15 protein-coding genes are annotated in these 13,349 nt (G+C 73.0%); 9 read left to right on the forward strand and 6 right to left on the reverse strand.

All coding sequences use genetic code 11. The features are described from left to right. Positions 1-21 precede the first annotated feature (21 nt). Complete coding sequence (locus ACZ607_RS28435; RefSeq protein WP_469739101.1) at positions 22-984, reverse strand: hypothetical protein; 963 nt, start codon at positions 982-984, stop codon at positions 22-24. Positions 985-1,225: 241 nt separating this feature from the next. Here ACZ607_RS28435 and ACZ607_RS28440 point away from each other — a divergent pair, with 241 nt between their 5' ends. After that, positions 1,226-1,651 (forward strand): ASCH domain-containing protein, encoded by a 426-nt coding sequence (locus ACZ607_RS28440; protein ID WP_469739103.1) that lies wholly within the window; start codon positions 1,226-1,228, stop codon positions 1,649-1,651. A 66-nt stretch (positions 1,652-1,717) separates the two neighbouring features. Here the strand turns inward: ACZ607_RS28440 and ACZ607_RS28445 are convergent, their stop codons facing one another. Continuing rightward, complete coding sequence (locus ACZ607_RS28445) at positions 1,718-3,373, reverse strand: FAD-binding dehydrogenase (RefSeq protein ID WP_469739105.1); 1,656 nt, start codon at positions 3,371-3,373, stop codon at positions 1,718-1,720. Positions 3,374-3,521: 148 nt separating this feature from the next. Between ACZ607_RS28445 and ACZ607_RS28450 the strand changes: the two genes are divergently transcribed. Genes ACZ607_RS28450 through ACZ607_RS28465 form a run of 4 tightly spaced genes read left to right on the forward strand, consistent with a single transcriptional unit; the run spans position 3,522 to position 5,662 of the window. Beyond that, entirely contained in the window at positions 3,522-4,439 is a 918-nt protein-coding gene (locus ACZ607_RS28450) for a DMT family transporter (protein ID WP_469739387.1), read from the forward strand. Beyond that, positions 4,426-4,956, forward strand: coding sequence for an NUDIX hydrolase (locus ACZ607_RS28455; protein ID WP_469739107.1), 531 nt, complete (start codon positions 4,426-4,428; stop codon positions 4,954-4,956). The genes ACZ607_RS28450 and ACZ607_RS28455 overlap by 14 nt, the downstream gene beginning before the upstream one ends. Next, positions 4,953-5,348 (forward strand): YidH family protein, encoded by a 396-nt coding sequence (locus ACZ607_RS28460; RefSeq protein ID WP_469739109.1) that lies wholly within the window; start codon positions 4,953-4,955, stop codon positions 5,346-5,348. The genes ACZ607_RS28455 and ACZ607_RS28460 overlap by 4 nt, the downstream gene beginning before the upstream one ends. Beyond that, the gene (locus ACZ607_RS28465; RefSeq protein ID WP_469739111.1) at positions 5,345-5,662 is read left to right on the forward strand and encodes a DUF202 domain-containing protein; all 318 of its coding nucleotides are present in this window, start codon (positions 5,345-5,347) and stop codon (positions 5,660-5,662) included. The genes ACZ607_RS28460 and ACZ607_RS28465 overlap by 4 nt, the downstream gene beginning before the upstream one ends. A 28-nt stretch (positions 5,663-5,690) precedes the next feature. Here the strand turns inward: ACZ607_RS28465 and ACZ607_RS28470 are convergent, their stop codons facing one another. Both ACZ607_RS28470 and ACZ607_RS28475 read right to left on the reverse strand, forming a co-directional pair. Continuing rightward, complete coding sequence (locus tag ACZ607_RS28470) at positions 5,691-6,626, reverse strand: NADP-dependent oxidoreductase (RefSeq protein WP_469739113.1); 936 nt, start codon at positions 6,624-6,626, stop codon at positions 5,691-5,693. Positions 6,627-6,662: 36 nt separating this feature from the next. After that, on the reverse strand, positions 6,663-7,313 hold the full coding sequence (locus ACZ607_RS28475) for an NADPH-dependent F420 reductase (RefSeq protein WP_469739115.1): 651 nt from the start codon (positions 7,311-7,313) through the stop codon (positions 6,663-6,665). 103 nt (positions 7,314-7,416) lie between these two features. Here ACZ607_RS28475 and ACZ607_RS28480 point away from each other — a divergent pair, with 103 nt between their 5' ends. From ACZ607_RS28480 to ACZ607_RS28490, 3 genes are all read left to right on the forward strand, one after another. Further along, positions 7,417-7,758: a winged helix-turn-helix transcriptional regulator gene (locus ACZ607_RS28480; RefSeq protein ID WP_469739117.1), complete on the forward strand. Its 342-nt coding sequence runs from the start codon at positions 7,417-7,419 to the stop codon at positions 7,756-7,758. 105 nt (positions 7,759-7,863) lie between these two features. Next, positions 7,864-8,886, forward strand: a complete 1,023-nt coding sequence (locus ACZ607_RS28485) for a phosphotransferase family protein (protein ID WP_469739119.1) — start codon at positions 7,864-7,866, stop codon at positions 8,884-8,886. A 7-nt stretch (positions 8,887-8,893) separates the two neighbouring features. Beyond that, on the forward strand, positions 8,894-10,108 hold the full coding sequence (locus ACZ607_RS28490) for an acyl-CoA dehydrogenase family protein (RefSeq protein ID WP_469739121.1): 1,215 nt from the start codon (positions 8,894-8,896) through the stop codon (positions 10,106-10,108). 43 nt (positions 10,109-10,151) lie between these two features. On the opposite strand, the gene ACZ607_RS28495 is transcribed toward ACZ607_RS28490, so the two are convergent. Next, positions 10,152-11,477, reverse strand: a complete 1,326-nt coding sequence (locus tag ACZ607_RS28495; protein WP_469739123.1) for a M28 family metallopeptidase — start codon at positions 11,475-11,477, stop codon at positions 10,152-10,154. A gap of 395 nt (positions 11,478-11,872) precedes the next feature. Here ACZ607_RS28495 and ACZ607_RS28500 point away from each other — a divergent pair, with 395 nt between their 5' ends. Further along, positions 11,873-12,775, forward strand: coding sequence for a LysR family transcriptional regulator (locus ACZ607_RS28500; RefSeq protein WP_469739125.1), 903 nt, complete (start codon positions 11,873-11,875; stop codon positions 12,773-12,775). Here ACZ607_RS28500 and ACZ607_RS28505 read toward each other — a convergent pair. Further along, positions 12,756-13,349: a TetR/AcrR family transcriptional regulator gene (locus ACZ607_RS28505; protein ID WP_469739127.1), complete on the reverse strand. Its 594-nt coding sequence runs from the start codon at positions 13,347-13,349 to the stop codon at positions 12,756-12,758. The two genes, ACZ607_RS28500 and ACZ607_RS28505, sit on opposite strands and share 20 nt — an antisense overlap.

Raw genomic sequence — 13,349 nt, forward strand, 5'->3', positions numbered from 1 at the left:
CTTCGTCGATATCTGCGTGCGTCAGGGGGCGCCGAGCGCGAGGGTGCGCGCGGCGAGGAAGTCGGGGTACGGGTCGCGGCCGGCGTACGACCACGGGGCTTCGGTGGCGTGGAGGCCGATGCGGTGGAAGATCGCGGCGGCCTCGGCGGGGCGGCCCTCGCTGATCTTCGCGTGGGCGAGGAAGTTGAGGTCCACGCTGTGGCGGGGGTGGTCCTCGCGCTCCCATTCGAGCCACCAGTCGAAGGCGGCCTTCATCACCTGCCTGGCCCGGCGCCCCGACCAGTGGCCCGAGGCGGCGGGGTCGTCGGGGACGACGCCGGCGGCGACCAGGACGCGGTACCGCTCGGCGTGGGCGACGACGGGGAGGACGGCGAGCGGGGAGTCGGCCGGTGCCTGTTCGGCGGCCCAGGCGGCGAAGTCGTACACCTCGTGGAGCGGGTCGCTCTCGGGGCGCGCCTCGGCGAGGCCGGCCGTCATCAGGTGGTGGGCGTGGTGGTGTTCGGGGTGGCGGGCGCGGATCTCCTCGAAGTGCCGGGCGGTGGCCCGGTGGGTGCCGTGCGTGCGCTCCAGCGTCATCAGCGCCAGCCAGGGGGTGGGATCGGCCGGGTCCCGCGCGGCCGCGGCCAGGCATGCCTCGCGCGCCCGGTCGCGCTCGTCCGCCGTGGCCTTGGGGCGCTGGGCCCGGACGACCGCGGCGCAGGCGAGCAGTGTCGTGGCGTCGCCGCTGTCCGGTTCGGCGAGCAGCCAGTCCCGCGCCCAGCCGACGGCGGACGGTACGGCGGCGAGGGCGAGGAGGCGGTGGCCCCGCAGGTCCCAGTCGGTGCCCGTGGCGACGAGCAGGGAGCGGGCCCTGGTCCAGCGTCCCTGGGCGAACTGTCCTCTTACGTCGATGAGTTCGCTGTCGTCGAGCGCCGGGTCGAAGGCGTGGTCCGAGCGTCCGCCCTTACGGCGGGAACGGCCCAGGGGCGGCGGAGGCGGAGACATCCGCAGGCTTCCTTTTCCATTTCGACATGACGCGAGCACATATCGATGCTGTGTGCGAGCAAACGATCGCGCACAGCAAAGCGGTAGGCAATGCTCCGAGTCAAGGCCGACCTGTCCTCAACTCCTGTCACTTAACGCACGGTTGACCTCCGGAAGGGCGGGCCTGGACCATTCGCCCAGTTCGTAGGGTGGTGACGGGTGTGGCGGGTGGGGCCGAGGTGACGCGTGCCACACTGCCCCCATGGAGAACCGTGAACCGCTCAAACCCTTCCTCCTCGCGTTCCCCGGGCCGCTGCGCGACCGGCTGGTCGCGGCGGTGCTCTCCGGCGAGAAGGTCTCCACCTCCGGTCTGCTGGCGGAGTACGAGGCGGAGCGGGAGGAGCTCCCGCCGGTGGGCGAGCGGTCCGCGCTCATCGACTCCGACGGGCGGGAGGTCGCCGTGGTCGAGCTGACGGAGGTACGGGTGCTGCCGCTGGGGTCGGTCGGGCTGCGGCACGCGCTGGACGAGGGCGAGGGGTACACCTCGGTGGCCGGGTGGCGGGCGGGGCACGAGGCGTTCTGGCACAGCGAGGAGATGCGGGAGGCGCTCGGGGACCCGGCGTTCACCGTGGACGACGACACGATGATCGTGGCGGAGCGCTTCCGGGTGGTGGAGCGGCTGGAGTGACCGGCCGCTCCTCGGCCCCGGAGGGCCGAGCGGCCGGGTCCCGCCCCGGAGAGGTGACCGGCCGGCTCAGCCCAGGGCCTTCGCCGCCGCCCGCCCGGCCGTCCGGCCGGAGAAGATGCAGCCGCCGAGGAACGTGCCCTCCAGGGACCGGTAGCCGTGCACCCCGCCGCCGCCGAAGCCCGCCGCCTCCCCCGCCGCGTACACCCCGGGCAGCGGGGTGCCGTCCTCGGTGAGGACGCGGGAGGAGAGGTCCGTCTCCAGCCCGCCCAGCGACTTGCGGGTCAGGATGTTCAGCCGTACGGCGATGAGCGGGCCCGCGGCCGGGTCGAGGATGCGGTGCGGCTTCGCGGTGCGGATCAGCTTGTCGCCCAGGTAGGACCGGGCGCCGTTGATCGCCGTGACCTGGAGGTCCTTGGTGAAGGGGTTGGCGATCTCGCGGTCCCGGGCCGTGATCTCGCGGCGCAGGGCCTCCTCGTCGATGAGGGACTCCCCGGTGAGCGCGTTCATCCCGCGTACGAGTGCGCCGAGGTCCTTCTCGACGACGAAGTCCACGCCCTTGTCCATGAACGCCTGCACGGGCCCGGGGACGTCGGCGCGGGCCCGGCCGATCACGTCGCGCACCGACTTTCCGGTCAGGTCCGGGTTCTGCTCGGAGCCGGAGAGGGCGAACTCCTTGCCGATGATCTTCCGGTCGAGGACGAACCAGGTGTAGTCGTGGCCGGACCGCATGATGTGTTCGAGGGTGCCCAGCGTGTCGAAGCCAGGGAAGAGCGGCACGGGGAGCCTCTTGCCGCGGGCGTCCAGCCAGAGGGAGGAGGGGCCGGGCAGGATCCGGATGCCGTGCTTGTCCCAGATCGGGTTCCAGTTCTCGATGCCCTCGGTGTAGTGCCACATCCGGTCGCGGTTGATGTGACGGGCGCCGGCCTTCTCCGCGATGCCCAGCATCAGCCCGTCGACGTGGGCGGGGACCCCGGAGAGCATCTTCTCCGGCGGGGTGCCGAGGCGCTCGGGCCACTGGGCGCGCACCAGGTCGTGGTTGCCCCCGATGCCGCCGGAGGTGACGATCACGGCCTGGGCGCGGAGCTCGAAGGCGCCCGTGGCCTCGCGGCTGCTCGCCGTGCCCCGCTCGGCGCCGCTCTCCCGGAGGATCTCCCCGCTGACCGTGTCGACCGCTCCGGCCGAGCGGCCGAGGCCGGTCACCCGGTGGCGGAAGCGCAGTTGGACGAGCCCCTTGGCGACGCCCTCGCGGACCCGCCGCTCGAAGGGGGCGACGACTCCGGGCCCGGTGCCCCAGGTGATGTGGAAGCGGGGGACGGAGTTGCCGTGGCCGTTGGCGTCGTAGCCGCCGCGTTCGGCCCAGCCGACGACGGGGAAGAGCCGCAGCCCCTGGGCGCGCAGCCAGGACCGCTTCTCCCCGGCCGCGAAGTCGACGTACGCCTCGGCCCACTTCCGGGGCCAGTGGTCCTCGTCGCGGTCGAAGCCGGCGGTGCCGTACCAGTCCTGGAGGGCCAGTTCGTGGCTGTCCTTGATCCGCAGCCGGCGCTGCTCGGGCGAGTCGACGAGGAAGAGCCCGCCGAAGGACCAGTGCGCCTGGCCGCCGATGGACTGCTCGGGCTCCTGGTCGAGGAGGATCACCGTGCGGCCCGCCTCGGCGAGCTCGGCGGTGGCCGCCAGTCCGGCGAGCCCCGCCCCGATCACGATCACATCAGCGTCGTACGCCATGGGTTCCATCCTTCGGGGCGGTGCGGGCGGCGGCGGCCGGGCGAAGTTACTTGTGGGTCAGATCTTCGGTACGGGCCGCGCCCACGTCAACCGTCCGGTCGGCCTCGCCCTCACCGATCCCGTACGTCCGCCGGGCTATCGTCGGACCGTGTCGGTGCTGGTACTCCTGCTGTCCGTGGGCGCCGCCTGCTGCCTGGGCTTCGGATTCGTCCTCCAGCAGGACGCCGCCCGGCGCGCGCCCCTGAGCGACTTCCTCTCGCCCCGGCTGCTGCTCGACCTGATGCGGGTGCCGAGCTGGCTGGCCGGGCTCGGGCTGATGGTCTGCGGGATGGCCCTCGGGGCCCTTGCGCTCGGCCAGGGCGAGGTGTCGGTCGTGGAGCCGCTCCTGGCGACCAATCTGCTCTTCGCGATGGCCCTGTCGCGGCATCGCACGGGCCAGTCGCTGGGCCGGCAGGGCTGGGGCGGTCTCTGTCTCCTGGCGGGCGGCGTCACCGCGTTCCTGCTGGCCGGTGAGCCGCGCGGCGGTGAGGCGGTGACGGCTCCCCTGCGGCACTGGCTGGTGATCGGGGCGGTGGCGGGACTCGCCGTGGTCCTGACCGCCTGCGCCCGGCATCCCAGGACCCGGGGGACGCCCGTCCTGCTGGGTCTGGCGGCCGGGCTGCTGTACGGGCTCCAGGACGCGCTGACCAGGATCAGCGGGGAGCGGCTGGCCGACGGCGGCTGGTCGGCGCTGCTGACGGGCTGGCAGCCGTACACCGTGCTCGTCCTGGGGGTGACCGGGCTGATCCTGGTCCAGAGCGCGTTCGAGGCGGGGCCGTTGAGGATGTCCCTGCCGGCGCTGACCGCCGCGCAGCCGCTGGCGGGGATCCTCTGCGGGATCGGTTTCCTCGGCGACCAGGTGCGCACCGATACCGGGGCCCTGGCCTGGCAGGCCGCCGGGCTGGCGGCGATCGTGGCCGGGATCGTGCTGCTGGGGCTGCACCCGGCGATGCCGGAGGGCAAGGAGAGGCACGGGTCAACGGCCGCCGACCGGTTGATGTTGGATGGACCGCATGACTCCGGCTGACGAGATCCTGGACATCGTCGACGCGCACGACGAGGTCGTCGGGCAGGCGCCACGTGGCGAGGCCACCGCGCGCGGACTGCGCCACCGCTGCGTCTTCATCGAGGCCAGGGACCCGGCGGGCCGGCTGTTCGTGCACCGCAGGACGGCCACGAAGCTGGTCTTCCCCTCGCACCACGACATGTTCGTCGGCGGGGTCGTGGGCGCGGGCGAGCCGTACGACGTGGCGGCGCTCCGGGAGGCCGAGGAGGAGCTGGGGGTCTCCGGCCTCCCCCGCCCCACACCGCTCTTCAAGTTCCTCTACGAGAGTCCCGCGCACAGCTGGTGGTCGTACGTGTACGAAGTGCGCTGCGAGCCGCCCGTGCGGCCCCAGGCCGAGGAGGTCGCCTGGCACACCTTCCTCACCGACGCCGAGCTGGAGGCCCGGCTCGGCGACTGGACGTGGGTGCCGGACGGGCTGGAGACGTACCACCGGCTGCGGGCGTACCGCGCGGGCGACGTGGCGGGGGCCACCGCGTGAGTGCGTTCGTACGCGGTCTGCGGCTGTGGTTCGCCCCGGAGCGGATCCGCGAGGAGGGCGACACCCCGGACTACCGCTTCTCCCTCGCCAACGAGCGCACGTTCCTCGCCTGGATCCGGACGGCTCTCGCGCTCATCGGCGGCGGTTTCGCCGTCGACCAGTTCCTGCCGGAGCTGGCCTGGGGCGTCCGCGCCGGCCTGGCCCTCGGGCTGCTGGCCGCCGGGGTGCTCTGCGCGCTGCGGGCGGTGAACCACTGGGTGCGGTGCGAGCGGGCGATGCGGCGCGGGCAGGATCTGCCGGTGTCGCGCTTCCCCGCGCTGCTCAGCCTGGTGGTCGCGGTGGTGGCCGTCGCGATGGTGGTGGTCGTCCTGTTCGGCTGGGAGGGCCGGTGACCGCCGCCGCCGGACGCGATCCCGGTCTCCAGCCCGAGCGGACCCGGCTGGCCTGGCGCCGCACCACCCTGTCGTGCACGGTGGTGGCCCTGCTCGCGTTCCGGCAGGCCCTGCACGCCGGGGCGACCACGGCCGGGGTGGTCGCGGTGGCCCTGAGCCTGCTGGCCTGGCTCGGCTTCCTCGCGGTGGCCCACCGCCGGGTGACGGGCATGGGATCGGCCCGGCCGCCCGCCGCGCTGGCGCCGCGCCACGCGCTGACGGCGGCCGGGTGCACGGTCGCGCTCGCGGTGTTCGCCGTGGCGACGCTGTTCTGACCCGGCCGCGCGGGCGGCGGGTGGCCGCTCAGTTGTCCCAGGGCACGGCGACGACGATCTTGCCCCGGGTGCGTCCCTCCTGGTTGAGCCGGTAGGCGTCGGCGGCCTCCTCCAGGGGGAAGACCCGGTCCACGTGGACGGAGACGATGCCCTGCTCGGCGAGTCCGGCGAGGTGGGCGAGGTCCGTGGCGTCGGGCCGTACGAAGGCGTAGCGCCCGCCGTAGGAGAAGACCTCGGCGTCGGCGATGGAGGCGAGCCGGCCGCCGGGCGCGAGGGTCTCGGCGGAGATCCGCAGCGCCTCCCCGCCGACGGTGTCGAAGGCGGCGTCGAAGCCCTCGGGGACCAGCTCCCGGAGCCGGGCGGCCAGCCCCTCGCCGTACTCCACGGGTTCGCCGCCGAGCCGGCGTACGTAGTCGTGGTTGCGGGGGCCCGCGGTGCCGACGACGCGGCAGCCCGCGTGCCGGGCGAGCTGCACCCCGAGCGAACCGACCCCTCCCGCGGCGGCGTGGACGAGGACGGTCTCGCCCTCCTGGACCCCCAGGACGCGGTGCAGCACCTGGTACGCGGTGAGGCCGCACAGCGGAAGGCCCGCCGCCTCCTCGAAGCTGAGGCTCAGCGGTTTGCGGGCCAGGGTCCGCACGGGGGCGGCGACGTACTCGGCGAAGGTGCCCCGCGAGAGGAAGTCCTCGCGTACGTAGCCGATGACCTCGTCCCCCACCGCGAACTCGTCCACGGCGGCGCCGGGCTGGACCACGACACCGGAGACGTCCCAGCCGGGGATGACGGGGAACACGGCCTCCAGTCCGGCCTGGAGGTAGCCCTCGCGGGCCTTCCAGTCGACGGGGTTCACGGCCGCGGCCCGCACCTTCACCAGGACCGAGTCGGGTCCCACCTTGGGGTCGGGCCGCTCGCCGTACTCCAGGACGTCGGCCGAGCCGTAGCTGCTGTAGCTGATCGCCTTCATCCTCCGACGATCGGGGCGGGCCGGGGTCCCCGCAACTCAGCCCGGGGACGGGGCCGTGACCACCTCGAAGGGCGGCAGCAGCGACCGGGGGTCGTGGCCGGAGTGCCAGAGGCCGATGAGGAACGCCGTGGCCGCCTCCAGATACGGGGCCCGGTCCAGCCCGCCCACGGGCAGGGGGACGCATCCGAGGTCCCGGACCAGGGTCGCGACCGTCTCCAGGGCCGCCGGGTCGTCCCCGCACAGCGGGACGGCGACCGGGCCTTCGGCGAAGGCGGGCGGGGGCAGCCGCCACACCGCGTCGGGCAGGTGGTTGAAGGCCTTGACGACCCGCGCCCCGGTGGCGTCGGCGATCGTACGGGCGGCGCCCGGCCCCGTGCCGGTGGTGAGCCGGAAGCCGGGGCCGACGGCGTTGGTGCAGTCGACGAGCAGCCGGCCCCGCAGCGCTCCGCCGGCCGCGCCGAGCTCCGCCAGGACGCCCGCCACGGCGTCGTACGGCACGGCGAGCAGGACCGCGTCACCGAAGCCGGCCGCGTCCCGGAGGGTGCCGGCGCTCTGGCCGGTGCGGTCCGCGAGGGCCCTGGCCCGGTCCGGGGAGCGGCCCCCGAAGAGCACGCGGTGGCCCGCCGCGGCCCACCGCCCGCCCAGTGCTTCCGCCATGGAGCCCGTCCCGATGATGCCGATGTCCATGTCCCTCTCCCCTGAACGTCCGTCACGTAGCGTCGTACCGCAGGGGACGTTAGGTGTTCCGTCGCGCACCGTTCGGTGCCCGACGGGCGGGGAAGGGGATGTCATGGACCGGCTGCTGGCCGACTGCCGGGCGCGGCTCGGCTTCGATCTGCTGGGCAACACCTGGAATCCGGTGGTGCTGTACGCGCTCGGGGCGGGCCCGCGCCGGCCCGGCGAACTCCGCGCGGAGATCGGTGGCATCAGTTCCAAGGTGCTGACCGAGACGCTGCGCAGACTGGAGGAGTACGCGCTGGTGGAGCGCCGGGCGTACGCCGAGGCGCCCCCGCGCGTGGAGTACTCCCTGACCGCGCTCGGCCGGACGCTGCTGGAGCCGATCGAGGCGCTGGGCCGCTGGTCCGCCACGCACGGCGACGCCTTCGTGGCGGCGCAGGGCTGGGACGACTGACCGGGGAGCCGGAGATCACTTCTCGGATTCCGGGCGGACACTGGACGACATACCGACTGGTCGGCATCATGGTCCCGACCGTTCCACGCCCCGGAGGTGCGCCCCATGAGCCCAGTCCACCCGCCAGGTCTCGATCTCGACCTGCTGCGCGGCCATCTCGACCGTGAGCGGCCGGGGCTGGTGAACGGCCCGCTGGAGGCCCGCGTCATCGAGGGCGGCCGCTCGAACCTCACCTACATCGTCACCGACGGCTCCGGGAAGTGGGTCGTGCGCAGGCCCCCGCTGGGCCATGTGCTGGCCACCGCGCACGACATGAAGCGCGAGCACCGGGTGATCAGCGCGCTGCACCCCACGGCGGTCCCGGTGCCGGAGACGCTGCTGCTCTGCGAGGACGACGCGGTCATCGGCGCCCCGTTCTACGTCATGGAGTACGTCGAGGGGACGCCGTACCGCACCGCCGGCCAGCTCGCCCCGCTGGGCGCCGAGCGCACCAGGGCGGCCGTCCTGGGCCTGGTGGACACCCTGGTGGACCTGCACGCCGTGGACCCCGCGGCCGTCGGCCTCGGCGACTTCGGCCGGCCGGAGGGCTTCCTGGACCGGCAGCTGCGGCGCTGGGGCAAGCAGCTGGACGCCTCCCGCAACCGTGAGCTGGCCGGCATCGACGAGCTGCACGCGGCGCTCGGCCGGGAGCTGCCCGTCTCCCCCGCGCCCACCGTCGTGCACGGCGACTACCGCCTGGACAACGTGCTGATCGGCGAGGACGACCGGATCAGGGCGGTCCTGGACTGGGAGATGTCCACGCTCGGCGACCCGCTGACCGACCTCGGTCTGCTCGCGATGTACAGCTCCGACCTGGGTCTGCCCGAGTCGCCCGTCTCCACCACCAGCAACGCCGCGGGCCACCCCTCTCCCGCCGAGCTGATCGAGCGGTACGCCGCCCGGTCGGGACGCGACACCTCCGCCATCTCCTGGTACACGGCCTTCGCGTGGTTCAAGCTCGCCGTGATCCTGGAGGGCATCCACTACCGCTACACGCTGGGACAGACCGTCGGCGCCGGCTTCGACCGCATCGGCGACCTGGTCCCCGTCTTCATCGCGCACGGCCTCACCACCCTCCAGGAAGGCTGATCACTCCGTGGACTTCGCATTCGACGCCCGTACCGAAGAGCTGCGCACCAAGCTGCTCACGTTCATGGACGAGCACGTGTATCCGGCCGAGGAGGTCGCCGAGGAGCAGCGCGCGCGGCTCGCCTCGCCGTGGGACACCCCGCAGATCGTGGAGGACCTGAAGGCGGAGGCGCGCCGCCAGGGCCTGTGGAACCTCTTCCTCCCGGACGCGGCCTACGGAGCGGGGCTGACGAACCTCCAGTACGCCCCGCTGGCCGAGATCACCGGCCGCAGCCCGCACCTGGCGCCGACCGCGCTGAACTGCGCGGCGCCGGACACCGGGAACATGGAGGTGCTCTCCCAGTTCGGCTCGGAGGAGCAGAGGAAGCAGTGGCTGGAGCCGCTGCTGGCCGGCGAGATCCGCTCGGCGTTCGCGATGACGGAGCCCGAGGTGGCCTCGTCGGACGCGACGAACATCGAGACCCGGATCGACAGGGACGGCGACTCCTACGTCATCAACGGGCGCAAGTGGTACATCTCCGGGGCGATGAACCCGGACTGCGCCGTCTTCATCGTGATGGGCAAGACGGACCCGGACGGTGAGGACATCCGCCGCCAGCAGTCCATGATCCTGGTCCCGCGCGACACCCCGGGCCTGGAGGTGCGCCGTGCGATGCAGGTGTACGGCTATGAGGACCACTCGCACGGCGGCCACGCCGAGGTCGTGTTCACCGATGTGCGCGTGCCCGCGGCGAACCTGATCGGCGAGGAGGGCGGCGGCTTCGCCATCGCCCAGGCGCGGCTGGGCCCGGGCCGGATCCACCACTGCATGCGGCTGATCGGGATGGCCGAGCGCGCGATCGAGCTGATGTGCCGCCGGGCGGTGGCCCGTACGGCCTTCGGCAAGCCGCTGGCCCGGCAGGGCGTCGTACAGAACTGGATCGCGGACGCCCGGGTGACGGTGGAGCAGCTGCGGCTGCTGGTGCTGAAGACCGCCTGGCTGATGGACACCGTGGGCAACCGGGGGGCGCACACCGAGATCCAGTCGATCAAGATCGCCACTCCGCGCGCCGTCTGCGACATCCTCGACCAGGCGGTGCAGCTGTACGGCGCCGGCGGGGTCAGCCAGGACTTCCCGCTGGCCGAACTCTGGTCGTCGGCGCGGACGCTGCGGCTGGCGGACGGGCCGGACGAGGTGCACCAGCGCTCGCTGGCGCGGCGCGAGATCAAGAAGTACCTCTGATCCCGTCCGGGGAGGCGGCCGGCCGGCCGCCTCCCCGGCCCGGTCAGAAGGTGAGCCCCCAGCTGTCGATGTAGCCGGTGTCCTGCGCGGCGACGTCCCGTACCTGGAGCTTCCAGGTGCCGTTGGCGGTCTCGCCCGACGCGTTGACGGTGTAGGTCGCGATCACGTTGTCGGCCGAGTCGCTCCCGCTGGAGTTCTTCAGCCGGTAGGCGGTGCCGTCGGGCGCGAGCAGGTCGACGACGAGGTCACCGCGGTAGGTGTGCTTGATGTCGACGGCCACCTTGAGGGCCGAAGGGGCGTTGCCCGTACGGCCGGTGACGGAGACGGGTGAGGTGACGGCGGCCCCGTTGTCGGGGATCGCGACGTCGGCGGCGTTGCTGAACACGGTCCCGGCCGGCGGGGTGGTGGTGCCCGCGGACAGGGTCCAGACGGCGTGGGCGATCGCGTCGCTGTTGCGGTCCAGCGCCGTGTCGTTGATGTTGGCCGTCGTGTCGCACGACGCGTGGTAGCAGCGGTCGAAGGCCTGGCCCGCCGTGCCGCCCCACTTCTGGGCCTGGGCGCTCGTCTTGGTGTAGTCCGCGCCGGAGAAGAGCCCGCCGACGGGGACTCCCGCGTTCTTGAACGGGGCGTGGTCGGAGCGGCCGTCGCCCTCGGTCTCTATCTCCGTGGGTATGGACAGGCCCGCGTAGTAGTCCTTGAAGGTCTGCTCGATGACCGGGTCGTCGTCGTAGACGAAGTAGCCGGGGTTCGGCGAGCCGATCATGTCGAAGTTCAGGTAGCCGGCGAGCTTGGAACGCTCGGCCGTGGCCAGGTTGTTGACGTAGTACTTGGATCCGACGAGCCCCAGCTCCTCGGCGCCCCACCAGGCGAAGCGCAGGTGTTTGCCGGGGGTGAGCCGGTCCCGGGAGACCGCGAGGGCCGTCTCCAGGACGGCGGCCGACCCCGATCCGTTGTCGTTGATGCCGGCGCCGGAGGTCACCGAGTCGAGGTGGGAGCCGGCCATGAGGACCTGGTTCGGGTCGCCGCCCGGCCAGTCGGCGATCAGGTTGTACCCGGTGGCGCCGCCGGAGGTGAACTGCTGGAGCGCCGTGGTGTATCCGGCGGCGTCCAGCTTGGCCTTCACGTAGTCGACGGACGCCTTGTAACCGGCCCTTCCATGGGCCCGGTTGCCGCTGTTGGCGGTGGCGATCGACTGGAGCTGGGTGAGGTGCGCCTTGACGTTGGCGAGCGGGATGTCGGGCGCCGCGGCGAGGGGCGCGGGGGCGGTCTCGGCGGTGGGCGCGGCCTGGACCGCGGGGGCGGCGGCCGCCAGGAGGGCCGCGACGGCGAGCGCGGCGACGGAGAGGGATCTGGGACGGGCAGGGCTCATCGGGGGCTCCGGATTCCGTTCGGGGACTGACGGAACGTGCGGGGGTCCCCGGCCGTGCACGACCGGGGCCTGGAGCGGGCGGTGCGCGGTGCGCGACCGATGCTGGCGGGGATGGCCGCGTACCGTCAAGAGTGGAATTCGGACAGGCCCGTCCGTATATCGGACAAATGGGTGCGGTCGGAGGCGCGCGCCGGCTCCCGGCGAGCCGGCCGGACCTCAGTAGCCTCCCGAAGGCTGGTGGTCCGTCAGGGCCAGTGCGCGGAGGAACGCCAGGGCGCGCCGGAGCGGCCGGATCGCGAAGCGGGGCGGTGGAGTTGTCATGTCCTCAGGCTCCTCCGCGGCGCCCGTTCGGTCCAACAGATGGTTTCGATGGCAGCCATCGCTATGGTTGATACGTGGAAATACGCCAGCTCCGGCACTTCATGGCCGTGCTCGCGCACGGGAGCTTCACCGCCGCCGCCCGCGCCGAGCTGATCGTGCAGTCGGCCCTGAGCACCTCCGTGAAGAACCTGGAACGCGAGCTGGGCGCCGAGCTGTTCGACCGGACGGGCCGGCGCGTCGTTCCGACCGAGGCTGGCCTGGCCCTCGTCCCCGCGGCCCGTGCGGTGCTCGCGGGCACGGAGGCCGCCCGGGACGCGGTCTCCGCCGTGTCGGGGCTGCACACCGGCCGAGTGCGCGTCGGCACGATCCAGACGCTGACCTGTGTGGACCTGGCCGCCGAACTCGCCGCCTTCCACCGGCTGCGCCCCGGTGTGCAGATCTCGCTGCGGGAGGCGACGACTCCCGACCTGATCGAGGCCGTCCGCGCCGGTGAGCTGGACCTCGCCTATCTCGCCCCGGACGCCGCCGGACTCCCCGACGGCATCGGCGCGTTCGCCACCTGGCACGAGGAGCTCGTACTGATCACCGCGCCGGGCCACCCGCTGGCGAGCGCCGGCCGCACCCTGATCAAGGATCTCGCCGACGAACCGTTCGTGGACTTCCGGGCGGGCACCGGCCTGGAGACCGCGGTGCGCAGGCTCGCCGACCACTGCGGCCTGGAGCGCAGGATCACGTGTGACGTCACCCAGATCCGGCTGCTCGTCGACCTGGTCAGGGCCGGCATCGGGGTGGCGATCGTTCCGCGCCGCATCGGGGAGGAGGCCGGACTGCCCTGCGTCAGCATCCGTCAGCCGGATCCGGGGCGGACGGTGGTGCTGGTGGGCCGGGCCCCCGCACCGCGCAATCCGGCGGCCAGGGCGCTCCTGGATCAGTTGTCCGGCGGCGGGGCCGACGCCGTCAGGGGCGCAGCGCCCTGAGCAGCAGGTCGGCCAGGTGGTCGGCGACCTCCTGGCGGCTGAGCGGGCCCTCCGGGCTGTACCAGGTCGACAGGTGGTGGACCGAGCCGAAGTGGTAGTCGACGACCAGGTCGGCCGGGGTCGCGGTGGAGAACACCCCGGCCTTCTGGCCCTCCTCGATCAGGGCGCGGAAGCGCTCGTGGTAGCGGCGGCGCTCCAGCCGGACCTGCTTGTTCTTCTCCGGGCTCAGGTGGTGCATCGAGCGGAAGAAGATCGAGGCGTCGTCGAGGTTGTCGATGGTGGTGACCACCACGTCCGCCGCCGCGTCACGCAGCCGCCGCTCGATCGGCGCCTCGGCGTTCGCATAGGCGTCGAGCCGCTCCTGCTGGAGCCGCAGCACCCGGGCGTAGACCTCCTGGAGCAGGTCCTCCTTGGAGCCGAAGTAGTGGTAGAGCGCCCCCTTGGTGACGCCCGCCGCCTCGACGATCTCCTGGACGGAGGTACGGTCGTAACCGCGTTCCGCGAAGAGCCGGGTGGCGGCGGCCAGCAGCCTCTGGGGGACGGGCGTACCGTTCCCGTCCGTCGCCTTGGCCAT

Source organism: Streptomyces sp. NPDC104381 (assembly GCF_055583745.1).